This is a genomic window from Methanobacterium spitsbergense (genome assembly GCF_019931065.1).
In the GTDB taxonomy this organism is placed as follows: domain Archaea; phylum Methanobacteriota; class Methanobacteria; order Methanobacteriales; family Methanobacteriaceae; genus Methanobacterium_B; species Methanobacterium_B spitsbergense.
This window is the reverse complement of sequence record NZ_JAIOUQ010000011.1, coordinates 1-25,824: the sequence shown is the minus strand read 5'-3', so window position 1 is coordinate 25,824 and position 25,824 is coordinate 1. Positions and strand designations below refer to the sequence as shown.

Below are 25,824 nucleotides of genomic sequence, written 5' to 3'. Positions count from 1 at the left end.
CATCATAAAAATAACATAAAAGTGCCAGTAATTTACAAAAAAAGCCCATATTTTATTTAAATAATATAAATATTATTTAAGTCGATTAATAAATAATTTCAAATGTTTAGTCATGGAAACAAATTTTGAAATATATAATATTATTTGAACATTCCAGTTCATTTTTTTTAAATGCATTAATCTAATCGATCACACAGTAGATGGCGTAATTTTAATAACATCTAAATTTAAACCTACCAAATTATTAACTACCAACTAATAACGAAACTTATATTTGCAAATGTGATTTATCCAATTATATTAAGGAAACCTGCGGATTAAAGGGTTTATGTGGGAATATGATTGAATTATAAAATCATTATGGGAGATAAATAGAATATGAATTCCTATCAAAAGATGGTTTTTTTTACAAGTATGATATGTTATAATAACTGGTACGAAAAGATAAGGACTATTATTACTACATCTTAATGAATAAAAATATATCTTTTTAGAATTATGTTTATGTGGAAATTGAAATATGTAGTCTATCTACACTTTTCCGGGTAATGAAAAATTTATCAATGCTAGCGCTTTTCATAAGAATAGATGCCTTGTACAATAGGATTATTTACGTTAAAGAAGATAAATTAATCGTACCTATCAAATTTAATACTATTATTTTACAATCTTAAATTTGTTATAAACTAATTTATGCTAATATTTTAAGAATTAATATTAAAGCAAATTATATAAGTTTGTTTTGTAATAATAAAAATTATAGAGCCTTAATATAGAGTATATATTCCTTATTATTCTTTAATTTTATAAAATTTTAAAAATAAATTTTGGTGATCTTATGAAAGTCAGTATAATTGGTGCATCAGGTAATGTTGGCAGTACATCTGCCTTTTTATTAGCTGAAAAAGGATATGTGGATGATTTGGTACTTATTTCAAGGGAACAAAGTATTAAAAAGATCAAGGGAGAATCTCTTGACATATATGATGCAATGGCAGCTATGGGGAGTGATCTTTCAATAAAAACATCAAGCGACATTGAAATTATTCAAGACTCTGATGTTATTGTTTTAACAGCTGGAATTTCGAGAAATCCCAACATTTTACGAATGGAGCTCGCTGAAAAAAATGCAGGAATAGTTGCTAAATATGCTAAAGATATCTCTAAATATTCTCCAGAATCTGTAGTGCTAGTTGTAACAAATCCTGTCGATGTAATGACATATGTTGCATTAAAAACGTCTGATCTTAGTAAAAATAAGGTTTTTGGTCTTGGAAATCATCTTGATTCACTTAGACTAAGGAATTACATTGCTAAACATTTCAAAGTACATATCAATGAAATCCATACTAGGGTAATTGGTCAGCATGGTGTTTATATGGTGCCACTCATGAGTTTAACCTCTATTGGCGGTATACCTATCAGTGACTTTGTAAAATATTGTTATTTTCAGGATGACCAAGATTTTGATATCGAAAAAAACATTAAAAAAGTAATCTCAGCAGGGAATGAAATAATTGGTAGTAAAGGTGCCACTGAATACGGGCCAGCCTACGCCATTTCCGATGTTGTTAAAACCATCTTAAAAGATGAAAAAAAGATTTTCTCTGTTTCTACATATCTCAACGGGGAAATAGACGGGGTAAAAGATGTATGTTTGGGAATGCCTGCCATGATTGGAAAAGAGGGTATAGAAAAAATAATACCCATAAGAATGGATGATGATGAGAAAAAAGGGTTTACTAAAGCTTTTAATTTTGTGAAGGAAAATACTGAAGATATTATGCGATCTTTTAATGAAAAACCGGATTAACTCTTGCACAAAAAAGGATTACTGAAAAATTCTAGTAATTTTATTTAATCATTTACTTTTTATTTTACAATTTGGTTCCTTATCATTAACAATTTCTTTGTAATCCATTGTTTGATAGTTCATAATTTTATTGTAGAAATTTTGAAACCATTTCTCATTATTATTTAATAATTCATAATAATTAGGGTTATATAAATTTGGGGGATATTTAATTTTTATATCTATTAATACTGATGGAGGCATAGAATTAATACGTAAACCCATTTTAAAATCACTTCCATCAACTGTTGAATATTTATCGATTTCATTTTTTTGATCTGGAGTAATTTTATTTGTACTTTTATCAATAAAATGAATAACAAAGGTATTCTGATCTATTATCTCTTTACGAATAGTTTCTAACATTTTTATCACATTAATTAAATAATTTCTTTATCTTATTGCAACCTATTACATATTATTGTTACTTAAAATAAATATATTTTACTATTAATGATTACATCTAAATGTTTCATTATGATCATCATCGAAGTGATATTAGTTAAAAGTAATTAGTAAAAAGTAATTAGTAATTACTTTTTAGTTTTTAGTAAACATTTGATAAAGACCTCACTCAGGATGGTTTTAAACATCTCGTTATTAATCTCTTAATGTAATCTACTAGATATCATATAATAAGAAATTGAATAGAGATGGTTGGTTTAAAATTTAATATATTAAAAACTAAAAATTAAAAACTAAAAAGTTTTTATTTGTAAAACTGAAATTAAGTAGTACAGGAGTGAATTTAAAATGACTGAAGTTATAGGAATAATTAATCAAAAGGGTGGGGTGGCCAAAACCACAACAGCAATAAATTTAACAGCAACCTTAACCCAGAAAGGAAAAAAAGTTTTATTGGTGGATTTGGATCCACAAGCCAATGCAACAACCGGTCTTGGAATAGATAAAACTAACTTAAATTATTCAATACGCGATGTATTGTTGGATGAATGTGAAATTGAAGAAGCAATAATACCCACAGACTATGAAAATTTAGACATATTACCAAGCAATTTATCCCTGAGCAAGGTAGAGAAACAGTTAGCAGGAGAAACAGCACCAGAATATATACTCCGACGATATCTGGAAAGGATTGATGAATATTATGATATGATCATAATTGATTCACCCCCAACACTTGGAAGACTTGCATATAACGTTTTAGTTGCAAGTGACAGTGTAATAATACCTGTACAAACTGAATACTATGCAATGGAAGGAGTTGTAGACTTATTAGATGCAATCAAAGAAGTTGAAGATAAACTTTACAGCGAAACAGAAATCAAAGGTGTGTTGTTAACCATGCATGATAAAAGGGAAAAACTCACCAACGAGGTTGCATATCTTGTGAAAGAATTTTTTAAAGATAAAATGTTTAAAACAATCATCCCCAGAAATGCACCTGTAAAGAGAAGTGCTGCCGATGGAATACCCTGTGTAATAAAATATCCCGACAGTACCGGTGCTATAGCTTATGTTAAATTTACAGAAGAATTTTTGGAGAGATCATAAATGAATGGAAAAAAAGTCATTTCAAGATCGCCACTACAAGAAAGAGCTGAAAGAGAATCTAAACCCACTAAAACTAACAATCAACAGGGTGAAATTGATGAAGTCATCATAAAAAAAGTTTTTAAGAAGATCAATAATAAACCTCGTTTAGCTTTTTGGGATCATGAATCTGCAGTAGTATTACATTACCTAAAAGAAACACAACCTAATTTTAGTATGAGTGCTGAAACTGCACGCTTAATGAGAAAAGCCATTAAAGAGGAGCATCCAGATATTTGGCGTGCTGTTACAAACAAACTAAGAGAAAAAAAAGTAGGAACAAAATAAGACAAATTACTAAGTATTTAGTTTCTAGTTTTTACTAAAAACTTTTTATTAAAAATTAAGTACAATATTAAAATTAAATCATCCAAAATAAGATGATTTAATCGAAAAAATTATCACCTGTTTTATTCCGTTTATAATCTTGAGAAACGTATTTTCACATCTTCCTTTTTAATTTTTAGCATGTTAACGGCATTATGACTGTTATTTATAAAATACATATGTAATGTGGCACCCTTGTTAAATATACAGCCACTTGATATGATATTTCAGGATCTCCATACATTTGTATCACCTAACCTATCAGATACCACACCAATAAAGCAAGGGATAATATAAAAACTAAAATAAATCTAAAAATAAAACAGTATGAATAAAAAAAAGAATTAATTAAAGAAGTTCATCCCTTAGATCTATGGTATCCACAAGATCTGGCCCTGTTGATATTATGGTTACAGGAACTCCTGTTTCACCTTCTATTTCTGCAACAAAGTTTTTAACCTCTTGTGAGAGCTGTGAATAATCTTTAACACGTTCGCAATTTGGGAATATTCTATCAACGCATGTAAGTGCAATCTGTGTTGCTCCATTTATCATGCATGATTCCTTTGCAAGATCCATATCAAACATACCCACACGTCTTCTTCGACCTGTGACTGTACCATACTCTTCTATATCTAATGATTCTGCTTCTTTTTGTGATATTTCTGTTTTGAACGGCCCTTTACCAACACGTGTTATGTATGATTTGAATACTACAATTACATCATCAACCCTTGTTGGTCCTACACCAACATCTGCTGCAAATGTACTTGCTGTTGTATCTTTACTTGTAACGTATGGGTATGTACCATAGTAAAGTGATAATCCGAATCCCTGTGAACCCTCTATAAAAACCTCTTTGCCTTCGTCGAGTGCTTCATTAACTTCTGTTGGAACATCTGCTGTATAACCTTTCATTTCAGGTATATCGCCTGCGAGTTTTGCAACTCTCATGACTCTGTCTGAATTTGCAGGTCCGCATCCACTTCCTGTACTTCCTATTTTCTTTGAAAGATAGTCTGATGCCCTATCCTGTTCCTTGTGCTTTGGTTCTATTATCGCAGATCTGAAGTCTGCAAAAGTTCTTTCTTTTACATTGTATTTATTAAGATAGTTGAGTTCATAGTGGAATACTTCAGGATCCACAAGTACTCCCGCCCCAATAAGAAGTCTAGCACCTGTGTGCACAAACCCTGATGGGATCATTCTTAATCCATATTTCTCGCCATTAAATTCAACAGAGTGGCCTGCATTTGGCCCTACACCCGCTCTTGCTATGATATCTGGTTTATCGTTGAAACAGAGGTAGGTAATGCATTTACCTTTACCTTCATCCCCCCATCCTCCTCCAACTAATACGTTACATGTCATTTGAACTCTCCTTAAAGCTAATTCCTAACCTCTTTTATATTGTAAACTGCTTAATAAACACAGTTCACAATTTAGTGCAAGGTTTCATTTTTCGTGTTTCAATATAAAATTTATATTTATACTAAAACTAATAAAACACCAACCATGCAATTATATGATGATCTACTATTTAAATCCTTTATTCAAAACAGGGGATTAAAAGAAAGTACAATTAAAAAATATCATAGACACCTTGTGATATACTGTGAATTTCTAAATAAAACTCCAACAGAGATTATAGACGAAGCAGAAAGGGATGAAGATAAGGCCATTAGGATGCGTAATAGATCTATCAAAAAATATTTATTAAATTTTAAATCATATTTGGAAACTAAAAATTATAGTAAAATTAATATTAGTACAATAATAACGACAATTAGGACATTTTATAAAGAATATGATATTATTTTACCAGATATGCATCTTAAACATGGGATTAAAAATGAATCTATCGAAGATATACCCTCTAAGGAAGATATATCAAAAGCATTAAATTTTGCAAATATAAAATACCAGGCATTAATTTTATTAATCTCCAGTTCAGGTATGGGGAGTGCTGAAGTAAGAAGTTTAACTTATCATGATTTTCTTAAAAGTATTTCCGAATATGTTGAAAGGCCTGTAAATAGTATAGTTAGTATAGGTGATATAATACAAGAATTAGAATATAATAACGACCAATCAATCATATTGGTTCCATGCTTTAAAATTATAAGAGTTAAGACTGGAACTCCTATCATTACGTTCTGTACTCCTGAATGCTTAACAAGATTATTGGAATATTTGAAACAAGATCCTCCAACAAAATTAACTGATCCATTATTCCGTACCTTGGAAGGAAAACCCTTACGCGACAATGTGATTGCAAGATATTTTCAAACATTAAATAAGAAATGTGGATTTGGAAAAACTAATCGCCAGGTAAAATTCAGAAGTCATGCAGTAGGCCGTAAATATTTTGCTACAACATTAATAAATAAAGTAGGATTACAACAAATTACAATAGATTTTTTTTTGGGGCATAGTCTTGGGAAGACATCCACTGCATATTTCAAAGCAGATCCTGAAAGTTTAAAAGAACAATATTTAACCTGCATAGAGGATCTATCCATTGAGAAAATAAAAGTCCAGGTCCATGATATTGATAGTGAAGATAAAAAGGAATTAAAAGATCTTAGAAAAACTGTTGATAGATTACAACAAATTGTTGATAATCAAAATTTTGTAGATAAATTACCTCCAAAAGAATAAAATTATTATTTATAATGATTTGTCATGAGGAGTATTTATTAATCATAAATATACATAATATAAAATTGAAGTTAAAATTTGATAGGCATGAGGTGCGTATACACTAAGAACCATTTTACTATTTTTTCTTAGTTCGAAAAGTATGAAAAAGCGACCAAGATTGCAAAGAAGGGGTTTGAAAATGTTTGTAGAATTTGTAGATGAAGGTAAAAATCAAAATAAGAATGTTTCACAGTTGCATTCGCAGGTAAAGGTATGTGAATTGCCAATTGTATTATACCAAGAATGTGGAGAATATATCGCTGAATGTCCATTATTTTATGTATCTAGTCATGGACATAGTGAAGAGGAAGCATTGGATAGGGTTAAAGAAGCATTACAACTATATTTAGATGATCCTAATGTACAAAATGAAATCCCTATTGAAGTAGATTGTAGTAAAGAAGCCATGTTTAAAAAATCAGCTGAACTTTTTAATGAATATAGTGAACCTGGCGAACAACACCCTGAATATTCATATCGAAAAATAATTGTTTGCGTTCATTAAATGACCAAATTACCTAGTAAGGCCCCCTCCAATAGAGTTATGAGGATGCTTAAACGGAAAGGATATACTCCAAAACCTAAGGAAAGTGGAGGCAGTCATATTGTTTTTGAAAAAGAAGGCTGCCGATCTATACCTGTATCCACATCTAATAATATTCCTAGAGGTACTTTAAGGACTATTTTAAAAGAAGCAAATATTTCCAGAGATGAATTTTTCCAGATTTGGTAAAATTATATTAAGTATTTTTTTTATCGAAAGATTTATACGGACTTAAACTAAATATAATAATGTAGGAGTGTTCTTTTACTCCGCTCCTACACGCCTATCTAATAGGTTTGAATTTCAGAGTAAAAGGGCGTTTAAGGAGTATAAAAATGAGAATTTGTAAAAAATGTGATAAACCATTTAGACAAAATGCTTTGTTATGCAACTCTTGTAGAATTGAGGAAAATAAAATAAAAGAAGAGTTTGATTGGGAAGGTAAAGATTTAATGCCTATTAATGAACTTAACGAAAAATTAGGGGACCCACGTAAGATATACTCTAAACAATATTATAAAAAGAATAAAAATGATATTTTAGCAAGAAACAAAAAATGGATCGAATCTAATAAAAATCATCATAATTTGTTAAGAAAGAAATGGAAAGAATTGCATCCTGATAAGGTTTTTGAATCCTCAAAAAAATGGTTTTTAAAATTATTACAAAAATATCAAGAAAATGGTTTTGAATTTGAATCAATAGATGAATTAAATTTTGCTAAGTGGTATTGGGGCACATTGGTTAAAGATCGTGATAATCACATATGTCAAAGATGTAATAGTAAATTAAATATCAAAGCCCACCATATTATCCCTGTTAAACGAGATATTAAAAAATCATTAGATCCCAATAATGGGATTAGTTTATGTGCGAAGTGTCATGACCCTGGCAGTCCAGGAAGTATTCATAATTTATTTAAAATAGAATACAGTGTAAACGATTTTTGGGATTGGTTCGAATCATATAACTCCGAATTTGTGGAAGAAAAAAGGATTCAATCTGCAATTGATAAATTTATATAACTATTTTTTTCATAATTATTAGTTCCCAAATGGACTCTCATTTATAGTTTATATGCCAACATTCAATATTATCCTGTCTAATAAATTTAGAATTAATATGATGCAAATGTACTTATATGTTCAAAGGATAACCTACTTATAAACCTCGTAGCATGAAGGTTATAAGGCACATTGTTATTATTGGTGCATCTTGTTTGTATTAAATGGAAGGTAAGGGGATCAGTTCCTCAACATTCTCCCTTACCAACCTACCAAACACTTTGGAGCGTTGGCAAATGAACGGTTTGTTACAGGATATTAATATAGATATTGATCAAACAGATGATGAAAAAAGTATAGATGAGCTCTTAATAGAATTTGGCGAAGTAAAAGAAGAGATTTCATTTGTTAAAGATAAACCAAAGAGTTCTGAATATCATAGATTATTCGACACGATCCATGATCTGAATAATAGAATAAAAATCAAAGTTATAAGAGGCTGACTTTAATGTCAGCTCTACAAAATACTAATTTTAATAGATTATTAACAAAACAAGGAAGATGCTGTTTAAATAGTGATAAAGGTTTAAGTGAATTTAGAAGAGTTATTGATGGTTGTATACTGTCTTTGTATACAAAGTTAATAGATTATTTTGATTCATTGATTTCTTTTTTACTTACTGTTACTGTAGCACCTTTATCTTCAATATCAGCATCCCATACAATTTTATCTCCTTTTTCAATGTTGAGGATATTAACAAGAGCTGCTGGTATAGTTGTTGTTATAGATCCTTTTACACGTCCTGCTTTAGTTTCGTATGTCATTTTCATATACCTCCATATCTCTTTCTTCCATATATATTTCTATAGGTCTCCCTATATATATACTAATGTATTTCTATTTGTTATTCCCTATGGTTTAAATACTAGTAAGTTCAGAAATATCCCTATGGAAATATTTAATAAAAATATAGGGATGATATTATGAAAAATAATTTACATTGCCTGTGTGTGTGTGCATCGGCTCAGATCAAAAGAGTACCTAAATTAAAAAATAATTTTATAGAAAACGTTGGAAAAACTTTATTTTTAAAAACAAGTCATTTTCATTATATTCCATATAATATTATTTATTACATTTCAATGATATTTATTTCTACTTATTACTATATATACTTATCTATTTTTAACTTTTTATTTAATTTTGAAGTGAAAAGAAGTGAACATTTTCATGCAAACGATGCAAGTTTGCTTATAAAGGAATTTCATCTAACTGAACAAAACCGAAAAGAAGTGAACATTTTCATGCAAACGATGAGGGTGAGATAATGGTCAGAAAATCTAAAATCCCAAATCAAATTCAGGTGAGGATCCCAAAACCTGAAGTATGGAAGGATTTTGTCGAGTTTGTAGAAGAAAGATATGGCACAAATTATGTAGTCACTGGCATTGAACTTCAAAAGGCTATTGAATATCATTTAGGCATGGAAGGTTGGGGAGATTATCCTGAAAAAATTGAGGAGGGGATCCTTGTTGACAAACCTACATCACACACACACAATGATGAATCTATCAAACCTGATGATAGAATTTTGATCCAAACTATCTATAAAGAAGTTCAACCTGGCACCGAAATTTATTTCAATCTTTTATGTAAATGGATGAGAAAAGAATGTGGGTTGGATGATACAAGGACCCATAAAAAGCATGTTAACAAATTAGTTGCTTTGGGCGTTTTAAAAGACGTTGAAGGAAATTATACTGCTTATGAAGTCTTAGATCCAGGAGATCTATAATGTTTTTTTATCCTTTTTATCTTATAACAATCCATAGGTTAATCCATAGGGTTTATATACTATAAGGTACAATCCTTATATAGAAACATATGGAAATCCATAAGTTTAGGGTGCAAAACTCATAAGGTGTCGAAGCCGAGGGGGTGGCCTGAACTGACTTACAAAAGAACTGTAGGCCGGTGATGAGGGGTTTGATGTGTCAATAGGTAACGGGTTTAAAGCAATAACCTCTACGTAGGCACCCATAATCAAAGGCTTTAAGGAAACAGTAAATTCAGTAGAAATTGAGTGAAAACAAAAATTATTATTTTTATTTTTAGAGGATATCTTAGAGAGTTTTGATTTATCTAATTGCATTGGACTTTCTCCGGGATTTTATTATACTGTATAGATAAATGGGTGTAGCCAAATCTCAAAATTCCTAAGACCTCAATTTTAAATAAAAAAAACCTGTGCCAAAAGTGCACAAAATTTGTATAATTATTTATTAGTCGGCTGAATGGGAGGTCGGTAATATTCCCTTAATTTCTTTTGGAGGTTCTCACTTTGGTTGGTGATGTATCGGTTTAACTCCGATTACCTCCTTTTAAAAACTTTTAGAGATAGGTGATTGCCGTGAGCGTATTGTATAGTGAGAATAGAAAAACTGTTAATGTGAATTATAGAGGAAATATTCCGAGAGATAGATCTGTTGTACAGGTTGTAAATGAAATGCAGGAACAGGAAGTTGAACAGGCCTTACAGGTAGCTGAGAATATGGCACCTGCGAAGGTTACTAAAAAGCAGAAAAGACGAAGTAAATATAAGGATAGGCATTTGTCCTTAAAGCTTCGACGATTTAAAGAGAATAGTGGCATGATTGATAATACCACTTCTCATATTTTTACTGTTAAATCTAAGGAGAATGGACGTAAGTTTTGTGGAGTTATTAATTTTTGGCCTATATATGTTCATCCTGAAGGGGATTTTATGGCTTCTAATGGGTTTCCTTTTTATGCTTATGTTGATAGGTCTGTTCCTTGGAGTAGGATGAATCATTCTATGAATGCAGATAGTTTCAGTGAGTTGATACGGTTTATTGAAACTAAATATGAAATTTTAGAGTTAAGTTTATTTTAAATTATCTTTTGAGAATAGGAGGGGTCGTCGCCTCCATTTCTCTCCTAATTATTTTAGAGGTGAAAAAGTGTTAATCTATGCAAAAATATTATTTAAGAGTATTAAAGAATCTGTACATTATTTTAAAGAGCATTTATATCTTGGAATTATGATTCATAGACACGAAGTTGAACTTGAACGTAGAAAAGTGTTGAGAAGGTGATTTTAGATGAAACTTCCAGGTGAAATATCATTAGTTGATGGGGATTGTCCTAATTGTGGTCATGAATTACATAGGATTGGTTCGTTTGAGGATCTTGGTGAGTATGGTGAGAAGTGGAGGAAATATAAAATTACTTGTAAGTTTTGTCCATATGAAACTGATTGGATAGATGAAACTCAAGAGGAAGATTTAGAATCGGAAGCAAACTCTAATATGATGAAGGAGGCAATCTAAATGCCAGTTAAAACTTTAAATCATATAGAATATCAGGCTGAAGGCCATTATACATCCCATAGTCTTGATGATATTGCAGAATTACTTGGTAAACATCAAATTATGAAGGTATATCCTAAACGGTTTGAACAGGTAGAATCTAAGGTCCGAGATTATCCCTTATTACATGCTTCTAAAGGCCGTGTCAGTAATGGTTCTAGGGTATATTTGGTTACGCCTAAAGGGTGTTATGAAGCTTGGATTGGAAGAGGCTAGGTGTTTATGATGGTACTGGAGGCTATCATCATTTTTTTAATTTTTATTGCAGCTGTAAATTTATTTATTATTTTTGGAGGTCTTGAGAATGCTATATAAGTTTGATTTTGCTACTCGGATATTATTAGAAGGCCATGCTCGGAAGTTCGGGGTTAAGGAAGAGGATATACCTAGTTTTATTGACGTATTAGAACAGGATATTTTGATTCCTAAGGATAAGCGTCAATCGGAACATCATGAATGTAAGTGTAAGGAGGGGTTCGGTGTCAAGAAGTCTACATGCTAATAATACGATTAGTTTAACTGATAAAATCGAAGCAGTTATAGGTATTCTAGGTTATTTATTGCCTTTAATTTTATGCCTGGCCTTTATTGTTGGCTTAGCGTTTTTGATGGAAGCTAGGATTGGAGGTATTTGAATTGATTTATAGTGAACATGCTGAGTATCAAGAAGTTAAGTATCTACTTCAAAGCAGTGAAAAGGAGAACAAAAAATTAAAGGGAACCATAGAGGGACAAAAGAAAGTAATTGAAGGATTATTGGATAAAAACATTGAGTTATTGAAGTTAAAAGGTGTTTAAATGGAAATGGAAGATGAACTTAAAGAATTAATTGAACAGATTGAAAATACTGTAAAAAAAGCAATTACAAAGCAGGATTGGGATGCAATTTATACACTGCGTAATATTGCTCAACAGATGGATGAACAAGTTTTTGATGTAATTACAAAGGTTGCAATACCATTTATGATTCAAGAACAACTTGAAGAAGAAAATTGAACTTCATGATATACTAGAATAACAATATAATTACTTTTTTTAAATTTAACTTATTTTTCCTATTTTTATAGACCATAAGGGCCTTGTTTATTCCTTATAGGTAATTTTAGGAAGTGATGAGATGAGTGAACAGAATGATAAGGAAATAGCAGATAAAATATGGGTAGATGTACCTAATAAACGTGGAATATGGGATCCTACACAAGAGGATGAAGAGTTAGTTGGAACATATCTAAAGAAGGTTTCAGCCCCGTATATGGGAAGAGATAACTCATTGTATTGTATGGAATCAGATCATCCTGAAAGTGTTGAGGGCAAAATTAGTTTTTATGGAACAACCGCATTGAATAATTTAATGGAAGATGCTTTGGTAGGTAAAAAATTGAGAATTATTTATAAAGGAGAGAAGAAGACAGGAGATCCCAAAAAACGTCCTTTCAAAAAATTCAATATACAAGCTCTCCTTGCACCGACAGATCCTTTATATAAAAAATATACTGAAGGGATAAATGAAAATTCTATAAAAAATGAATCTGCTCCAAGTCTCAAGACAAATGATGATCCATTAGCAGCCGCTACAGTTGCACATTACAGGACATTGTTTAAAGTACCTCCAAAAGAGGTTACGGCTGAGATGGTTTTACAGGTTGCTAGTGAGGATACTGATTTAAGTCCTGAAGATATGTCTAAGGTTAAAGTTCAACTGGCCGCCATGGTTAAAGCAGATGAGATTAAAGCAAAATAAATTTACTTATTTTTTTTGAGGTGATTGTATGGAAGATTTTGAAGATATTATTCAACATCAAAATTTACAGCTGCATAATTCATCTATATCTAATGAAATTGGAATAATCCCTTTAACTCAAGATAAAGTTGCTTTAGTAGATAAAGAAGATTTAGATTATTTAAATCAATGGAAATGGAATACACTCAAAATGCATAATTCTTATTATGCTCTCAGAAATACTTATTTAGGAACTTTTGAAGGTAAAAAGAAATTTAAAATGGTTAGAATGCACAGATTAATTTTAAATGCCCCTAAAAATATGATGGTTGATCATATTAATGGGAATGGTTTAGATAACAGAAAATCTAATTTGAGAATTTGTTCTAATAGACAAAATACACAAAATAGAAAACATGGTAAAAAAAGTAGCAGATATCCTGGAGTATATTTTAATAAACGAAATAAAAACTGGGTGGCCCGAATTCAAATTAAAGGTAAAATAAATTTTTTGGGCTCATTTAAGGATGAAAAAGATGCCGCAAAAGCTTATGAAAAAGCGTGTAGGGAATTAGTTGGTGAAGAATTAATTTGTAAAACAGGTAAATTAAATTAATATCTACTTTTATTGGAGGCAATTGATATGTCCGCAAGTAATAGTAAATTATCAGATTATATGGATAATGTTGTTGAGAAGAATATTAAACCTAAGAATGATTCTACACCTTGGAAAGAATTAGATACTAATTTTTTACTTGAATCGGCAACTACAGATTTACATGTATATGGACATCCAAGGATTAAACGACTTGCAGATTATTTTCAAAGAACTGAAAACGCAATAGTAGTGCAGTTGAGTAAAAAGAACTGGTATTATGACCATGGCTTAGGTCAAGAACCAAAGGAGCGTAAAGGTACTATTAAGATGAAGGTATTGGATTATGTACGTGGCCACCCATGGGTATTTTGCAGTGATATTGATAAAGCCTTGAAGGTTAAGTCCAGTAGTGCGTTATCAACGTTACATAAAGAAGGAAAATTAAAAAGAATACCTTATAGTGGAAATGGGAAGTATCTTTATTATATTGAGGAGATTCCAGTTGAGATTGAGAAAGTTGAAGCTAAACCTGGAGGTGCACCTGGAACTCTAAATATCCTTGAGAAATTTGTTAAATATTTAAAAGAATCGGTTTGGTGGTAAAAGTGCCTAGATGGAATATTGATGATACATTAGAATTTATAGGCCGTGTCGTAAACATAGAACGTCCTAATGGTGATTTAAAAAGTATTCTAATTAAGAATATATTGCTTGATCAAAGAGGTCATGAAATAAAAGAAATACTCTACGTGGAGAATAAGGGAACTGGAAAAACATGTTTAATTAAACCTGGCCGTGACTTTATAATCAAACCAACAGGTGAAAAACCATTATTAGAACCTGTTAGTGACCATCGAACACTTGAAGAACTTGCAGAGGATAGTGGTTCATATGACTGATGGAGCTATCTGTAACATGATTAATGAAATAAAAATGATTGATAGGCCTTGCCCTAATTGTGGAAATTTAACTTATTTGGGAGTTATGATTCCAACAGTTGAAGCACATATAGCAGATTATTATCCTACAAGTTTTGTTTGTTTAAATCCATCTTGTAGGGCTTATTGGAGTTCAGATGATAAATATTATTATACTCCTGAGAATCCAAGAGACGAATATTAACAATACTATTTTTATGAGGTGATCTGATGGAAGAGATTAATATGAATTTAATAAATGAATTTGTTGAATATGCTAAAGATAGAATTGCAGAGGATAATTGTTCAGAACATTTTATTTCAACTAAAAAGAAGTTTAAATCAAAAGGTTTACTTGTTGAAGTCAATGTTTATTAATCCAAAATATTTATTAGCTGAAGAAAAAAGGAAAATACATAAAGCTAATAAAATATTAACCGGTTCTACAGAGGATTTAGAGGAAGCTACTAAAGAAGTGGATTGGTTAAGAGATGAGTTTCCAGATATAGAAGGACAAACCCAATTAAGTTAAATTTAATTCTATTTTTTGAGGTGCTATTTTGAAGTCTGATCGAATATCTAGAGGACATGCTATTTATCTGCATGGCCATGTGGAGCTTTTAGAGGCCGATGTTGAACATGAGAGTTATACTTTTAGGGTTAAAGGTTCGAATCATGAAGTTTACATGGTCCATTATGAAGAAGGTTCCTGGCTTTGTGAATGTCATGATTGGAGAGGTAGGGCGCCTGGAGATCCTGGAAGTTTTACCTGCAAACATATTGACAGCTGTTATTTTCTCCTTGCGGATCTGAAGGGTATTGGTAAACAGTCTACATTAGAATTTGGAACTAAGAAGATTGAAGTCTAATTTTTTTATTTTATTTTTTGAGCATATTAGGGATGGCCATTATTAGTATAAGAGGTGATTTGTGATGAGTACAAGAACGGAAGGAACTTATTTTGGAGATTTTAGGTTACAGATTAATCTTAATAACACTCCTGATGGAGAATATCCTGATCCTGGAGACAATGGGAAATTAAGTATTTGTAATAAAGTAGAAGGACGGTGTATCGAATTAACATTAGAGGATGCCAAAAGATTAGAAGAGGAATTGCCTAGTTTAATCACTTCCATGAAATATCGAGATGAGGGGGATTCCTCATGAATCTTGAAGAATATTCTAATTTTAACGAAGTTAAATCCACGATAGAACAGTTTCCTTTTGTTGATGTGGATATAGAACCAGTAAAAACGAAAACAGGTAAGATATTTTTCATTATTGGTGTTATGGGTAAGTATTCTGATGAGGATAATGAGAAGGTAAAGGATCACCTTTTTGTTGCATTCCATAATCTGAAGCATAAGTGGATAGAATTTTTTAAGACATTTAGTAATGTACGGATAACGGAGATAAGGAAGGTTAAGGTTAAACATCGAAGTGAACAGGCCATATTGAGGGGAATTTCATGAAATTTAAATGTGAGGACAGTAGGCTTTATGCAGAAATTGAGGATTCCATAGTTGATAGAATAAAAAATGTATATGATATCAATTTATTTGAAGCAGGAGGATGGCTTTTTGGTAAATATTCAAAAGATCACACTACTGCAATTATTGAATCATTCATAGTTTTACCAAATATCTCAAAAGATCCAGAAACTAATTTTGAATTTGGTAAAACGAGTAAGCAAATATTGGATGAGAAATGGGATGAAGGGCAACGAATATTAGGTAATTTTCATACACACCCAAATAATTCACCTGAACCTAGTTTAATTGATAGCAACCAAAGTATGGATTTTGCAGCTAATGAAAAACTGAATTGTCCTCAATTTCTTCTTTTGATTATGGGGAGGGATTATAGTACAACTCTTCACATGTATACCACTCACGATGAACTCAGACTGGTAAGGGATTCATCATGATTCTTTTTAAAGATTTTCATATCAATCCAATTCTTCGAGGTGAGAAAACTCAGACTAGAAGGATTTGGAAAAAGCCCAGGGCAAAAGTAGGATCTGTTCACCTTGCAAAAACTCAGATGTTGAGTACATACTATTTTGCTAAACTTTTGATCACAGGGATCCGCAAGGAGAAATTATGTCAAATAACTCCAGAGGATGCCATGAAAGAAGGAGGTTATAGTGTAGAGGAATTCGTTGATATTTGGAATCAAATCAACGGTAAATGGAGTCCTGACTTAGAAGTAACTGTTATTGATTTTGAACTTGCTTATAGTGGCATTAAAAAAGGCGATCTTGTAGTTTTAAGCAATGAATGTGCTGAGCATAGTATCCATGGAGATATTCGATGGGATGTTACTGAAGATCCTTGGTGGATACCGGGTAATGAAATGGTTAGGATCCAATCTGGAAGTTCTAAAATATATTCTAGTTTTGCAACTAAATTCTTGGAAAAGGTGGAAGCATGATGCGTAAAGTTGCTTGTTCGTGTTGTTCTAATCATTTTAACAGAGATGACGATGGTTCAGGTGAGGCAATTAAATGTCCACGATGTAAATCGTTTTGTTATTTTGTACATCCTAAGGAAAATGAACCGGTTCATGTTTTAAAAGTTAAGGAGGAATCTTAATGTCTGAACTGTTAATTGCAACTAATAAATGGCTTGAATGTTGTGGGGATATTAAAAGTTTAAAATTACAGCTGCAAAAGGATCCAAGTAGAACTGATAGGAAGATAGAATTACAGGAACTAGAAAAAAGGGAGCCTAAACTAAAAGCAGAACTGGATAGACTCAAATCGATCTGTATAAAGGAAAATCTAGAAAAACCTTATCGGGATTGTGGGGCTGGTCAAGGATGATAAAACTTTCTAATTGGACACCTGAAGAGAATAAAAAATTAATTGAATTAAGAAGTCAAGGAATGTTTCCATCACAAATAAAGAAGGAAGGATATCTTGAAGGGAGAACTATTCTTGCGGTAAGAAGGCATAGTCGAATATTAAAAATTACAACTGAGAATAGGTCATGGACAAATGATGAACTATGGAAGGTTTGGATATTAATCCAAAAAGGATACTACACAGAGGATATTAGCAAAGAAATCCATAGAACCAAAAATGCAACATCCCATAAAATCTCAATAGAAGGCTTATTTTACCATCCTCCAGTCGGATCTCCACCTGAGAAATACAGCAATATTGTTAATGAACTCTTAGGTGATGATAGTAAATGAACACTGATTCATCAGGTAAACATTGGTCAGAAGATGAAGATAACTTGTTAATTGAACTTAAAGGAATAGGGCTCAAAGCACCTCAAATAAGAAAAGAACATTTACCATTAAGAAGTGAATCTGCAATTAATTCAAGAGCATCCATATTAGGAGTTACCCATGCAAATATTTGGAGTAATAAGGATCTGTGGACTGCATGGATAATGAATAAAAAAGGGTTTGGAACTCAAGAAATAGCAGATGAACTTGGAAGGACAAAAAGGGCCACATCAACTAAAATGAGTTGTAAAGGTTTATTTTACAGGCCACCTCACAGCGAACCCCCAATAGAACTTAAAAGAGAAGTGATGGAACTGTTAAGGGCTGATTCTAAATGAACCCAATGAGCCTAAGTGAACTTAAAGAACGTGAAAAAGTTTTATATCCAAATCGGGAGGCTGAGAAGGTTATGGTTAAAGATGAAGTTAAAGAATCTAAAAACAGTATAGTAAATGAAAAGGAATGTAGAGGGTGTCATAAAGTTAAGAATTTTAGCGAATATAAAAAGTCTTCAAATGGCCGGTATGGATATGCTAGTAGATGCAATGAATGTGTTAAATTAGATGAAGACAGGGCAACTAATAAATTATCTGAGACGATACGGATAGAATTACCTAATATTCCTGAATCAAAAGAAGAATTTACCATCGAATACATATCAAACAGGTTAAAAACTAGCAAATCTAAAACCTCACAGGCACTTAAAAAGTTAGACGAAGATGGAATATTAACACATATCTACAAGGCCCGGACTAAATATTATTCAATTGCAAAAACTGAACCTGCAAAGAGTAGCTATGATCCGATTACAGAAGCACTTCCAAAACCAGTAAAAGAAGTAAAACCCGAACTTCCTAATTCAGAGGTTACAAAACCTAAATTAGAATTAACTATCGGATCGGGAAATACAATTCAAGGTAAATCTGCAGATACTGAAGTCATAGATGATTCAATATCCGATAAAGAATATGAAGATCTACAAAAAACATTCAATAAGGCCAGAGTAAACTTAGGAATAGTTGAAGCAACACCTGAACAAACAATATTAGATATTGTTGATATAGTCTATAAGAATGCAGAATCTATTGAAATCAACCCACAAACACACGAACTTAAAATTAAGATGAAGGGCTGATTTTGATGGATTGTCGATGTGTTAAATGTGAACCCCCTAAAATCTATGCAAAACATAAAATCTGGGCTGTTGATAATCCTTCAAATATTTCTTTTCCATTATTAGATACAATTAAAACAGCTCTTGAAAAACAGATATATCTCAAAGCGAAGGATATTAAACGAATTGTTTTTAGTTATACAGATGAATCAGATATTTACACTAAGGAACATTGCAGGGCACAAATCCAAGTAACAATATCTAAAAATGCTTTTTTTATAGGTAATATTGAGCAAGATAAACATATCCCTAATTTGGGTATTATGTGGATAGGAAAAACACGATATGAGATTTGGAGGGGTTATTAGTGAGCCTTAAAGAAGAGGATCCTGAGAGATACCAATTTTTATTAAGTGTACTCCGAACCGGAAAATATGAACGCTTTGTAAAACAGGAACGTAGGAATTTAGCTAACAATTCAAAGTTTAATCCATTTCAATATGTACATGAATATCATTAGGAGGGTGTGAATGAAACCTATACATTTGAATATAGACTTATTAGGACTTAGGTATAAGAATAATTTTAATTTTAACGAATACAAACGCTTATTGCTTGGTGGTTGAATGTTTAAAGAAAAAATAGAAGCATTAAATAAGGAACTAGAACTATTAAATAAAAGAAAACGCCGTATTACATTGGATTTAGAGGATAAACGGAAATGTTACATGGTTACACACATGAAAAAAACTGACTGGGAATGCTTTTTAAAATACACTGAGAATGAAATATTGTACAAAGAAGGGGAACTCCACAATTTAAACCATTTACAAAGTTTATTGAGGGATTGAATGGCACGTAATAGAATTGTTGATGATAAGAATCTATGTCCTAAATGCCTTTCTCCAACTGAGATGCTCCAAAAGAAGAAAGATAACCTTTGGAGATGTATCAACAGCTTATGTCGTTTGAGCCGTGATGGAAACGGCTATATGATAGGAGAAAAACGGATACCAGCTGAGAAGGTTTTGTTTATAGTGGATGAAGATATCTTTGAGGTTCCAAGACGGGGTTTGGTAGAGTTTAAAAAAGAAGCTAAGAGGTATTTGAAATGAAATTCATGTTATCAGACGTTGAAGTTGAACCGAGAGGATTTATTAAATTCTTATATTATCCTATTGAAAAAAGTATAACTCAAGAACAGGCTGAATTAGTTGGAGGAGATATACTTTATTTTCTTAATGACAAATATCATGATAAAAATCCAAATGAGGAATGGCCTAAAATTGACCGTGAAAAACGTATCAAATATCATGAAAATCAATTAAAACTTCTTAAATCTAAGAATAGAATAACCTGGAATAAACATGGTACGGAGGTTGAATAGTGAAAGATTATAGTTACATTCAAACCAATCTAGAAGGTTTATACGCTTTAGAAGGTAAGTTCTCAGTAGCTTTTGGAACATATAATTTTCAAATGAAACCTATGGGAATGTCTGGTAAAGATTTGTGTAAAGGTACAGCTCAAGGATCTCAAGGAGCATCAAATAATTTAATTAAACCAAATATAAATATTGATATCAAACCAACATTTCCAGAACCAAAACCTGTAAAAGTAGCATATGGAGTTATGAAACTAACAAAAGAAATGAGGCGTTAAATTGGAAGATTATACTTGGATAAAAAATAAATCGGAAGGATTGTATTATGCTGAAGTTCAAGAACTTATACAAATAATTGATTGGACTTTAGCATGGAAACAATTAAAAGAAGCATTTTTACCTTATTTTGAGTTATGGAATAAAGCAATAAATCAAGTAGTAGAAAACTTAAAAAGTAATCCACAATTTATAAATTTTGCAAATGATTATATGAGGAATAAGGATTTATGTCCAAATAAATTTAAAGGATATTCAATTGCAGGACAAACAAGAACATCATTTGAACCATTATATAAAAAACAGAAGGAATCTAAGGATAAAGGATTGACTCAAAGAAAATATCTTGAATTAACTAAGGGTAGGTGATTTGATGAGTTATGAGTTTGAAGATGTTTATTTAGAATTGTTAATGAAAGATGAAGATGAATTTCAAGAATTTATAAACAAAATCAAAAATACAAAAGGCACGACATCATTAGATTATGAATTGTATACAGATAAAGAAGGATATGCTGACTATTATTGGGAAAATAAGGAGGACATAGAGAATAATTACCCTAATTATTGTTATCTTAAAATGACTCATTCTGGCTGTTATAAATGGTATAATATACGCGAATGGCTGAGAATATTTAATGAATATTGCTTTGGAAATATGTCATTTACGGGAGATAATGGGGAATCAATTGAAGTAGAATTTAATGGGGAGAAAGAGTTTAAGCTTGGTTATTTAGAATATAGGGAAATTCCCGAATCAGAATGGAATAAAACATTTAAAGAATTATTCTATAATAGGTGATTAAAATGAATATAGATTTAAGTGAATATGAAATCGAAATGTTAACAACAGCATTAGAATTGCGAATTAAAAATGATTGGGATAAATGGACTGATGAATCAAAAGAAACTGCAATTAACTTGTTATATAAAATGCAGAAGACGGATTTTTATGAAATTCCAAGTTCAATATTCGATATAATAATATAAAATTACTTTAATTTATTTGACTATTTTTTGTATACCAATTTGACTACTATTTTTTTGTATTAGCTATTGCAAGGAGGAATTTATTTTGAGAGAGGATGTTTTAAAAAGGAAACACCAATTAGAAGTGTTACATGCAAAATGGCGTAAAAATCCAGTAGGACCCCCACCTGCAGATCCTAGAATTATGGATTGGGATCAAATCAACAGGGTTAAAAATGATAATGAACTTTGGACTAAGAGTTGGAAGATTATAGGAATTTGTATGTTTATTCTAGTTTTTGAATTATTTATTTTATTTACATTTTAAATTAATTCTCATTTTAAATGTGTTAAAGAACTACCTTAGCGAAGCGGAGGCCTCAACTTTGTGTAATGCTATAAAAGAAAATTTAGATACTAATTTAGAATCTGAACCAGAAAAAAAAGAATTTAATTATGATGAATTTTTTAAGGATAAGGAATTTCATTTACCTCAATCTAAACATGAAAGACCCTCAAAGGAAATAACACTTTTGAGTTCCAGAATCACAGACGATAAAGGGAAATCGTGGGGTATTGAACGCTATGAATATAAAACATGTATTGAACCAAATTGTGGATATCCACTTGTAGCAATAGACGCTTTACGTGGAGAAAGAGTTTGCGAAGGATGCGGACTTACAAATAAACATCAAGTCATGATTGCAGATATGGACTTAAAACAACAACATAGTGAAGAACCATTGCGAACCAGCGAAGATGCTGGAGATATAACTCATGATGAAGAGAAGGTTTTAACACATATCAAAAAAAGGGCTAAAAAGAAGGAATATACTACAAAGGTGAGAGAAGCAGAACTAGAAAATCGTAATTGTAAACTTCAAGTAAAAACTCCAATGCAGGACTGGAGAAAAAAACAGTATATATTAACTCTCGGAACTATCAGTTCACAATTATTAATGACCAGAGACCAAAAGAAAAGGGTCAAACATATAATAAATAAACATTCATTAGTCCAAATACATAGCCGTGTAGACCAAAAAACTACCATAGCAGGTATTTGTAGATATATCTTAATGAAAGATGGTAGAGGTAAGGAACTAAGATTTAATCAATCAGTGTTTAAATTTGTAGGATTAAATGAATCTAATTATAATGTTATTAAGCGTAATCTTGATAGATTAAGAGTTTTTTAGTAAATAAGGGATTTTTTTTTAGATTTGGTTGTTGTGCTTATAGGATAAGAGAACATACTAAATTTTTATCTTTCGTGGTAGTTACCCACGCAGTGCAAACGAGTATTGTAGCAGAGGGGTTTGAAAGCACCCCAACTACCATCTTCAATGTCATAGCTCAAATGACTTAGATCACCAAGTGGCCTAGAAGTTTTACTATTCTGCTTCTAGGTCACGTCTATTTTTACCATAAATCCAAGGAATCTTATCGGGACTTTTCTTAAAAAGAAGTTCAACCAAACCATATCTTCATATTTTTATACTAACATTTCAACGATAATAGTTAATAATCCTTATTTTAACAATCCAAGAAACATTGCAAGTACTTTTTTATAAAAGAAGGATTTTCCATGCGTAAAGGCCAATTATGTTCATTGTGTAGGAAAATATTATTTTGGGATCCTATCGAAGAGCGTTGGTATTGTCGTGAATGTGAAGAGGATGAATGAGGTGTTTATATTAGACAGTTTTTACTTTTACTCATAACACTATTATTATGTTTATCCGTTTCGGAGGCGGCGTTTGCAGATAATTCATGGGTTACCTACAATCCAGACAACACAATAACAGTACACAGTCAATGTGCATGTGGATTAACAGGTGATTACCTATACCATACAGATACCTTTCTAAACTATTGCCCATATTGCCATAAGTATGGTACACTCCATTATACACACAATGAAGGTTCAGTTGAAGGCCGTTTAACATGTGGAGATGGTTATGGTAATGGTGGTTGTGACTGTGACTATTGTGCTGTATGTGGACATGAAGAGATAGTTGGAAGTCAATTGTATTTAACTAAAATTAAATTCCCATCTAATTTTGATATATTATATTATTATGGTCATAGCTGACCCCCTTAGCTTTTGCAAGAGCTTTGGGGTTAATTATCATAGTTATGACTTGATACAAACCTTTTAGGAGGAATATAAGCTATGACAAAAGAAATAAAATTAACTCAAGGAAAAGTAACATTAGTAGATGATGAAGACTTTGAAAGATTGAATCAATGGAAGTGGGCAGCATATAAGGATGGAAATAATTTTTATGCACTTAGAAATATACGTTTGGGACATTCTAAAAAGAAACGTAAAACCAAACAGTTTAGGATGCACCGAGTTATTATGGATGTGCCAAAAGGAGAAGTTATAGACCACATCAATGGTGATGGTCTTGATAATAGAAAATCTAATTTAAGAATTTGTTCTAATAGGCAAAATCTCCAAAATCAAAAACACCGTAAAAATAAAACAAGTAGATACCCCGGAGTAAGTTGGCATAAATCAGCTAAGAAATGGGTAGCACAAATCGTATTGAAGGGTAAAACGAAACATTTAGGAACTTTTGCAGATGAACGTGAAGCAGCTAGAACATATGAAAAAGCGGTAAGAGAATCAGTTGGAGAAGAATTGATTTGTAAAATAAAAAGGAGAGTGTTAATATCGACAAGCAAGTAGAAATGTTAATAATAGGGATAATTGGAGCAATAGGACTATTAGGACTATATGTGGGACAGTTTCAATTAGTCTCAATAATAGTAGCAGGACTAATAGGATTTCTCAGTCATGGAGTAATAACTCCCAGTATAGATACAAATGTTTTAGCACCTTTAGAACCACAAACAGAACCCGAAATATCAGTTGGAAGCAACGACAACGAAGCTTAAGTTTATTTCATGGATACCACTTTTTTTTAACGGCCAATTATAGGCTTGACTAAACATGAAACAAACAAAAAACGCTTCTCCTTTAATCCATGATGAAGCATTAATTAACGATCACGAATCTAAATTAAATGATTTAAAGACTCAGGGTAAAACCAGAGGCCAACGATTAACTGAGTTAGAGAAGAAAGTTGAGGAAGGATTTATTTTATTATTTGATGCTTTAGGTGTAAGGGAAAAAACCAATGGTGAACGTAAAAAACAAGTAGAACAAGCTCTAGCCCGTATATCTGAGATAGGGGAAAAAGCAGAGAATGAAGATAAAAATTTACGTGAACTCTTATTAGAGAATAAAGTATCATTAGCACGATTAGAAGGTATTATGTTAGGTCAAGATAAACGGGAAGCTGTTGAAACTAAACAGCATGACGATGAGATTAAACAAGAAGAGTTAGAAAATGCAGATAAGAAATGGCATCTAGACCGTTTTGATAAATATTTGATAGGTACATTAACATCTATTGTTGCAATATGTGGAATAGTCGCAGGGTTGTTGATTAGATGATATGTACCGCTGATTTAGTTTTATTCTTTGATGTTGCAAGAACATTATTACAGGTTTATATTGCTATTCTATTAACGATTGTATTTTTTTATATCAAACATAAATGAGAAGCTGATACTATCCCAACAATTTACCATCCAACAATAAAACATAGTTGGTATTTCAACGGAAATATGCCGTCCTTGGAAGATCATAAATTTATGAAGGATTATTTGAAATCTCGATATAAAAGAAAGTAATTTTACATTAATTTCATTCAATTTTAATATACTTTTTAATCAATTTATCTCAATTTTACTTAATTTATACTCAAAGTGGTTCCAATGTCTGAAGATAATCAAATTTGGAAACGTGCCGAGTATGAACGTGATAAGGCATTTGTATTATTTACTATATATCGTGACCTTGGACCTACCAGATCTCTTGAAAAAGTAAGGGTTAAGTATCGAGAGGACGAGGGTGAAAAATTATCACTTAAACAGATCGAAACTTATTCTTCAAAATATTCCTGGGTTAAACGTGCCAGCGCTTATGATGATTTTCTTGATGAAAAACGGATGGAAGAAAATTGGAAGGCTATTGAAGAGATGAATAAACGTCAAGCTGAAGATGCTATTACTGTTCAAACTAAAGCCTTGCAAGATTTAAAGGAAGTTGATTATTCTAGTGAAGAATTTAAGGCAAGTCCTGAAGGCCGTAGAACTGCAGCTGCTAGAACATGGGAAATTGGAGTAAGAAATGAAAGATTAGCCCGTGGTGCTGCAACCGA

52 protein-coding genes are annotated in these 25,824 nt (G+C 31.6%); 49 read left to right on the top strand and 3 right to left on the bottom strand.

The annotated features are described in order from the left end of the window. Positions 1-838: 838 nt before the first annotated feature. Complete coding sequence (locus K8N75_RS10120; RefSeq protein ID WP_223791936.1) at positions 839-1,813, top strand: malate dehydrogenase; 975 nt, start codon at positions 839-841, stop codon at positions 1,811-1,813. Between the two features lie 48 nt (positions 1,814-1,861). Here the strand turns inward: K8N75_RS10120 and K8N75_RS10115 are convergent, their stop codons facing one another. Then, positions 1,862-2,218: a hypothetical protein gene (locus K8N75_RS10115; protein ID WP_223791935.1), complete on the bottom strand. Its 357-nt coding sequence runs from the start codon at positions 2,216-2,218 to the stop codon at positions 1,862-1,864. Positions 2,219-2,605: 387 nt separating this feature from the next. Between K8N75_RS10115 and K8N75_RS10110 the strand changes: the two genes are divergently transcribed. Both K8N75_RS10110 and K8N75_RS10105 read left to right on the top strand, forming a co-directional pair. Then, positions 2,606-3,367 (top strand): ParA family protein, encoded by a 762-nt coding sequence (locus K8N75_RS10110; protein ID WP_223791934.1) that lies wholly within the window; start codon positions 2,606-2,608, stop codon positions 3,365-3,367. Further along, a complete protein-coding gene (locus K8N75_RS10105; RefSeq protein ID WP_223791933.1) occupies positions 3,368-3,694 on the top strand; it encodes a hypothetical protein in 327 nt (108 codons plus the stop codon). It begins immediately after the preceding gene. A 387-nt stretch (positions 3,695-4,081) separates the two neighbouring features. On the opposite strand, the gene K8N75_RS10100 is transcribed toward K8N75_RS10105, so the two are convergent. Next, positions 4,082-5,104, bottom strand: a complete 1,023-nt coding sequence (locus tag K8N75_RS10100; protein WP_223791932.1) for an adenylosuccinate synthetase — start codon at positions 5,102-5,104, stop codon at positions 4,082-4,084. A gap of 93 nt (positions 5,105-5,197) precedes the next feature. Here K8N75_RS10100 and K8N75_RS10095 point away from each other — a divergent pair, with 93 nt between their 5' ends. The 5 genes from K8N75_RS10095 to K8N75_RS10075 all read left to right on the top strand — a co-directional run bounded on the left by K8N75_RS10095 (position 5,198) and on the right by K8N75_RS10075 (position 8,487). Beyond that, complete coding sequence (locus K8N75_RS10095; RefSeq protein WP_223791931.1) at positions 5,198-6,394, top strand: hypothetical protein; 1,197 nt, start codon at positions 5,198-5,200, stop codon at positions 6,392-6,394. A gap of 181 nt (positions 6,395-6,575) precedes the next feature. Beyond that, the gene (locus tag K8N75_RS10090) at positions 6,576-6,941 is read left to right on the top strand and encodes a type II toxin-antitoxin system HicB family antitoxin (RefSeq protein WP_223791930.1); all 366 of its coding nucleotides are present in this window, start codon (positions 6,576-6,578) and stop codon (positions 6,939-6,941) included. Between the two features lie 45 nt (positions 6,942-6,986). After that, positions 6,987-7,169: a type II toxin-antitoxin system HicA family toxin gene (locus K8N75_RS10085; RefSeq protein WP_255590930.1), complete on the top strand. Its 183-nt coding sequence runs from the start codon at positions 6,987-6,989 to the stop codon at positions 7,167-7,169. A 146-nt stretch (positions 7,170-7,315) separates the two neighbouring features. Continuing rightward, on the top strand, positions 7,316-8,005 hold the full coding sequence (locus tag K8N75_RS10080; RefSeq protein ID WP_223791928.1) for an HNH endonuclease: 690 nt from the start codon (positions 7,316-7,318) through the stop codon (positions 8,003-8,005). A 275-nt stretch (positions 8,006-8,280) separates the two neighbouring features. Continuing rightward, entirely contained in the window at positions 8,281-8,487 is a 207-nt protein-coding gene (locus tag K8N75_RS10075; protein ID WP_223791927.1) for a hypothetical protein, read from the top strand. A gap of 145 nt (positions 8,488-8,632) precedes the next feature. On the opposite strand, the gene K8N75_RS10070 is transcribed toward K8N75_RS10075, so the two are convergent. Further along, on the bottom strand, positions 8,633-8,809 hold the full coding sequence (locus tag K8N75_RS10070) for a hypothetical protein (protein WP_223791926.1): 177 nt from the start codon (positions 8,807-8,809) through the stop codon (positions 8,633-8,635). Positions 8,810-9,312: 503 nt separating this feature from the next. On the opposite strand from K8N75_RS10070, the gene K8N75_RS10065 reads away from it, so the two are divergent. The 41 genes from K8N75_RS10065 to K8N75_RS09870 form a co-directional block, all read left to right on the top strand. After that, entirely contained in the window at positions 9,313-9,780 is a 468-nt protein-coding gene (locus tag K8N75_RS10065; RefSeq protein ID WP_223791925.1) for a hypothetical protein, read from the top strand. Positions 9,781-10,395: 615 nt separating this feature from the next. Then, a complete protein-coding gene (locus tag K8N75_RS10060; protein WP_223791924.1) occupies positions 10,396-10,899 on the top strand; it encodes a hypothetical protein in 504 nt (167 codons plus the stop codon). Positions 10,900-10,966: 67 nt separating this feature from the next. Then, positions 10,967-11,101: a hypothetical protein gene (locus tag K8N75_RS14130; protein WP_255590929.1), complete on the top strand. Its 135-nt coding sequence runs from the start codon at positions 10,967-10,969 to the stop codon at positions 11,099-11,101. Between the two features lie 6 nt (positions 11,102-11,107). Next, a complete protein-coding gene (locus K8N75_RS10055; protein ID WP_223791923.1) occupies positions 11,108-11,335 on the top strand; it encodes a hypothetical protein in 228 nt (75 codons plus the stop codon). Next, on the top strand, positions 11,336-11,590 hold the full coding sequence (locus tag K8N75_RS10050) for a hypothetical protein (protein ID WP_223791922.1): 255 nt from the start codon (positions 11,336-11,338) through the stop codon (positions 11,588-11,590). A gap of 88 nt (positions 11,591-11,678) precedes the next feature. Then, positions 11,679-11,876 carry a hypothetical protein gene (locus K8N75_RS10045; protein WP_223791921.1) on the top strand — a complete coding sequence of 66 codons (198 nt, stop codon included), beginning with the start codon at positions 11,679-11,681 and terminating at the stop codon, positions 11,874-11,876. Beyond that, positions 11,854-12,009 (top strand): hypothetical protein, encoded by a 156-nt coding sequence (locus tag K8N75_RS10040; RefSeq protein ID WP_223791920.1) that lies wholly within the window; start codon positions 11,854-11,856, stop codon positions 12,007-12,009. Before K8N75_RS10045 ends, K8N75_RS10040 begins: the two co-directional genes overlap by 23 nt. 1 nt (position 12,010) lies before the next feature. Beyond that, positions 12,011-12,172, top strand: coding sequence for a hypothetical protein (locus K8N75_RS10035; RefSeq protein WP_223791919.1), 162 nt, complete (start codon positions 12,011-12,013; stop codon positions 12,170-12,172). Beyond that, positions 12,173-12,370 (top strand): hypothetical protein, encoded by a 198-nt coding sequence (locus K8N75_RS10030; RefSeq protein WP_223791918.1) that lies wholly within the window; start codon positions 12,173-12,175, stop codon positions 12,368-12,370. It begins immediately after the preceding gene. Between the two features lie 121 nt (positions 12,371-12,491). Further along, positions 12,492-13,115, top strand: a complete 624-nt coding sequence (locus K8N75_RS10025) for a hypothetical protein (RefSeq protein WP_223791917.1) — start codon at positions 12,492-12,494, stop codon at positions 13,113-13,115. A gap of 28 nt (positions 13,116-13,143) precedes the next feature. Continuing rightward, positions 13,144-13,710 carry an HNH endonuclease gene (locus K8N75_RS10020; RefSeq protein WP_223791916.1) on the top strand — a complete coding sequence of 189 codons (567 nt, stop codon included), beginning with the start codon at positions 13,144-13,146 and terminating at the stop codon, positions 13,708-13,710. A 27-nt stretch (positions 13,711-13,737) separates the two neighbouring features. Beyond that, positions 13,738-14,295: a hypothetical protein gene (locus K8N75_RS10015; protein WP_223791915.1), complete on the top strand. Its 558-nt coding sequence runs from the start codon at positions 13,738-13,740 to the stop codon at positions 14,293-14,295. Between the two features lie 2 nt (positions 14,296-14,297). Beyond that, positions 14,298-14,591 (top strand): hypothetical protein, encoded by a 294-nt coding sequence (locus K8N75_RS10010; protein ID WP_223791914.1) that lies wholly within the window; start codon positions 14,298-14,300, stop codon positions 14,589-14,591. Continuing rightward, entirely contained in the window at positions 14,584-14,814 is a 231-nt protein-coding gene (locus K8N75_RS10005) for a hypothetical protein (protein ID WP_223791913.1), read from the top strand. The genes K8N75_RS10010 and K8N75_RS10005 overlap by 8 nt, the downstream gene beginning before the upstream one ends. 26 nt (positions 14,815-14,840) lie before the next feature. Continuing rightward, the gene (locus K8N75_RS10000) at positions 14,841-14,987 is read left to right on the top strand and encodes a hypothetical protein (protein WP_223791912.1); all 147 of its coding nucleotides are present in this window, start codon (positions 14,841-14,843) and stop codon (positions 14,985-14,987) included. Further along, a complete protein-coding gene (locus tag K8N75_RS09995) occupies positions 14,968-15,141 on the top strand; it encodes a hypothetical protein (RefSeq protein WP_223791911.1) in 174 nt (57 codons plus the stop codon). Before K8N75_RS10000 ends, K8N75_RS09995 begins: the two co-directional genes overlap by 20 nt. Before the next feature lie 28 nt (positions 15,142-15,169). Next, entirely contained in the window at positions 15,170-15,478 is a 309-nt protein-coding gene (locus K8N75_RS09990; protein ID WP_223791910.1) for a hypothetical protein, read from the top strand. Positions 15,479-15,542: 64 nt separating this feature from the next. Then, the gene (locus tag K8N75_RS09985; RefSeq protein WP_223791909.1) at positions 15,543-15,776 is read left to right on the top strand and encodes a hypothetical protein; all 234 of its coding nucleotides are present in this window, start codon (positions 15,543-15,545) and stop codon (positions 15,774-15,776) included. Next, entirely contained in the window at positions 15,773-16,081 is a 309-nt protein-coding gene (locus tag K8N75_RS09980) for a hypothetical protein (protein WP_223791908.1), read from the top strand. The genes K8N75_RS09985 and K8N75_RS09980 overlap by 4 nt, the downstream gene beginning before the upstream one ends. Further along, positions 16,078-16,536, top strand: coding sequence for a M67 family metallopeptidase (locus K8N75_RS09975; RefSeq protein WP_223791907.1), 459 nt, complete (start codon positions 16,078-16,080; stop codon positions 16,534-16,536). Before K8N75_RS09980 ends, K8N75_RS09975 begins: the two co-directional genes overlap by 4 nt. Then, positions 16,533-17,042, top strand: a complete 510-nt coding sequence (locus K8N75_RS09970) for an ASCH domain-containing protein (protein ID WP_223791906.1) — start codon at positions 16,533-16,535, stop codon at positions 17,040-17,042. Before K8N75_RS09975 ends, K8N75_RS09970 begins: the two co-directional genes overlap by 4 nt. Continuing rightward, positions 17,039-17,203: a hypothetical protein gene (locus K8N75_RS09965; protein WP_223791905.1), complete on the top strand. Its 165-nt coding sequence runs from the start codon at positions 17,039-17,041 to the stop codon at positions 17,201-17,203. Before K8N75_RS09970 ends, K8N75_RS09965 begins: the two co-directional genes overlap by 4 nt. Beyond that, positions 17,203-17,433, top strand: a complete 231-nt coding sequence (locus K8N75_RS09960) for a hypothetical protein (protein WP_223791904.1) — start codon at positions 17,203-17,205, stop codon at positions 17,431-17,433. Before K8N75_RS09965 ends, K8N75_RS09960 begins: the two co-directional genes overlap by 1 nt. Next, a complete protein-coding gene (locus tag K8N75_RS09955) occupies positions 17,430-17,807 on the top strand; it encodes a hypothetical protein (protein WP_223791903.1) in 378 nt (125 codons plus the stop codon). Before K8N75_RS09960 ends, K8N75_RS09955 begins: the two co-directional genes overlap by 4 nt. Then, positions 17,804-18,184, top strand: coding sequence for a hypothetical protein (locus tag K8N75_RS09950; RefSeq protein WP_223791902.1), 381 nt, complete (start codon positions 17,804-17,806; stop codon positions 18,182-18,184). Before K8N75_RS09955 ends, K8N75_RS09950 begins: the two co-directional genes overlap by 4 nt. Continuing rightward, positions 18,181-18,981, top strand: a complete 801-nt coding sequence (locus tag K8N75_RS09945) for a helix-turn-helix domain-containing protein (protein WP_223791901.1) — start codon at positions 18,181-18,183, stop codon at positions 18,979-18,981. The genes K8N75_RS09950 and K8N75_RS09945 overlap by 4 nt, the downstream gene beginning before the upstream one ends. 5 nt (positions 18,982-18,986) lie before the next feature. Beyond that, a complete protein-coding gene (locus K8N75_RS09940) occupies positions 18,987-19,328 on the top strand; it encodes a hypothetical protein (protein WP_223791900.1) in 342 nt (113 codons plus the stop codon). Further along, positions 19,328-19,480, top strand: coding sequence for a hypothetical protein (locus K8N75_RS09935; RefSeq protein ID WP_223791899.1), 153 nt, complete (start codon positions 19,328-19,330; stop codon positions 19,478-19,480). The genes K8N75_RS09940 and K8N75_RS09935 overlap by 1 nt, the downstream gene beginning before the upstream one ends. A 106-nt stretch (positions 19,481-19,586) precedes the next feature. After that, on the top strand, positions 19,587-19,811 hold the full coding sequence (locus tag K8N75_RS09930) for a hypothetical protein (protein WP_223791898.1): 225 nt from the start codon (positions 19,587-19,589) through the stop codon (positions 19,809-19,811). After that, positions 19,812-20,075, top strand: coding sequence for a hypothetical protein (locus K8N75_RS09925; RefSeq protein WP_223791897.1), 264 nt, complete (start codon positions 19,812-19,814; stop codon positions 20,073-20,075). Further along, entirely contained in the window at positions 20,072-20,347 is a 276-nt protein-coding gene (locus K8N75_RS09920; protein ID WP_223791896.1) for a hypothetical protein, read from the top strand. The genes K8N75_RS09925 and K8N75_RS09920 overlap by 4 nt, the downstream gene beginning before the upstream one ends. After that, entirely contained in the window at positions 20,347-20,622 is a 276-nt protein-coding gene (locus K8N75_RS09915) for a hypothetical protein (protein ID WP_223791895.1), read from the top strand. Before K8N75_RS09920 ends, K8N75_RS09915 begins: the two co-directional genes overlap by 1 nt. A gap of 1 nt (position 20,623) precedes the next feature. Further along, entirely contained in the window at positions 20,624-20,989 is a 366-nt protein-coding gene (locus tag K8N75_RS09910; protein ID WP_223791894.1) for a hypothetical protein, read from the top strand. A 4-nt stretch (positions 20,990-20,993) separates the two neighbouring features. Beyond that, positions 20,994-21,422, top strand: coding sequence for a hypothetical protein (locus K8N75_RS09905; RefSeq protein ID WP_223791893.1), 429 nt, complete (start codon positions 20,994-20,996; stop codon positions 21,420-21,422). Positions 21,423-21,427: 5 nt separating this feature from the next. Next, entirely contained in the window at positions 21,428-21,610 is a 183-nt protein-coding gene (locus tag K8N75_RS09900; protein WP_223791892.1) for a hypothetical protein, read from the top strand. Between the two features lie 85 nt (positions 21,611-21,695). Further along, positions 21,696-21,917, top strand: coding sequence for a hypothetical protein (locus K8N75_RS09895; RefSeq protein WP_223791891.1), 222 nt, complete (start codon positions 21,696-21,698; stop codon positions 21,915-21,917). A 58-nt stretch (positions 21,918-21,975) separates the two neighbouring features. Then, positions 21,976-22,785, top strand: coding sequence for a TFIIB-type zinc ribbon-containing protein (locus tag K8N75_RS09890; RefSeq protein WP_223791890.1), 810 nt, complete (start codon positions 21,976-21,978; stop codon positions 22,783-22,785). Positions 22,786-23,762: 977 nt separating this feature from the next. Next, positions 23,763-24,284, top strand: coding sequence for an HNH endonuclease (locus K8N75_RS09885; RefSeq protein ID WP_223791889.1), 522 nt, complete (start codon positions 23,763-23,765; stop codon positions 24,282-24,284). Between the two features lie 2 nt (positions 24,285-24,286). Further along, on the top strand, positions 24,287-24,493 hold the full coding sequence (locus K8N75_RS09880) for a hypothetical protein (RefSeq protein WP_223791888.1): 207 nt from the start codon (positions 24,287-24,289) through the stop codon (positions 24,491-24,493). A 55-nt stretch (positions 24,494-24,548) separates the two neighbouring features. Beyond that, a complete protein-coding gene (locus K8N75_RS09875; protein ID WP_223791887.1) occupies positions 24,549-25,055 on the top strand; it encodes a hypothetical protein in 507 nt (168 codons plus the stop codon). Positions 25,056-25,378: 323 nt separating this feature from the next. Beyond that, positions 25,379-25,824 (top strand): hypothetical protein (locus tag K8N75_RS09870; RefSeq protein ID WP_223791886.1); only part of this gene is annotated, 446 nt, incomplete at its 3' end.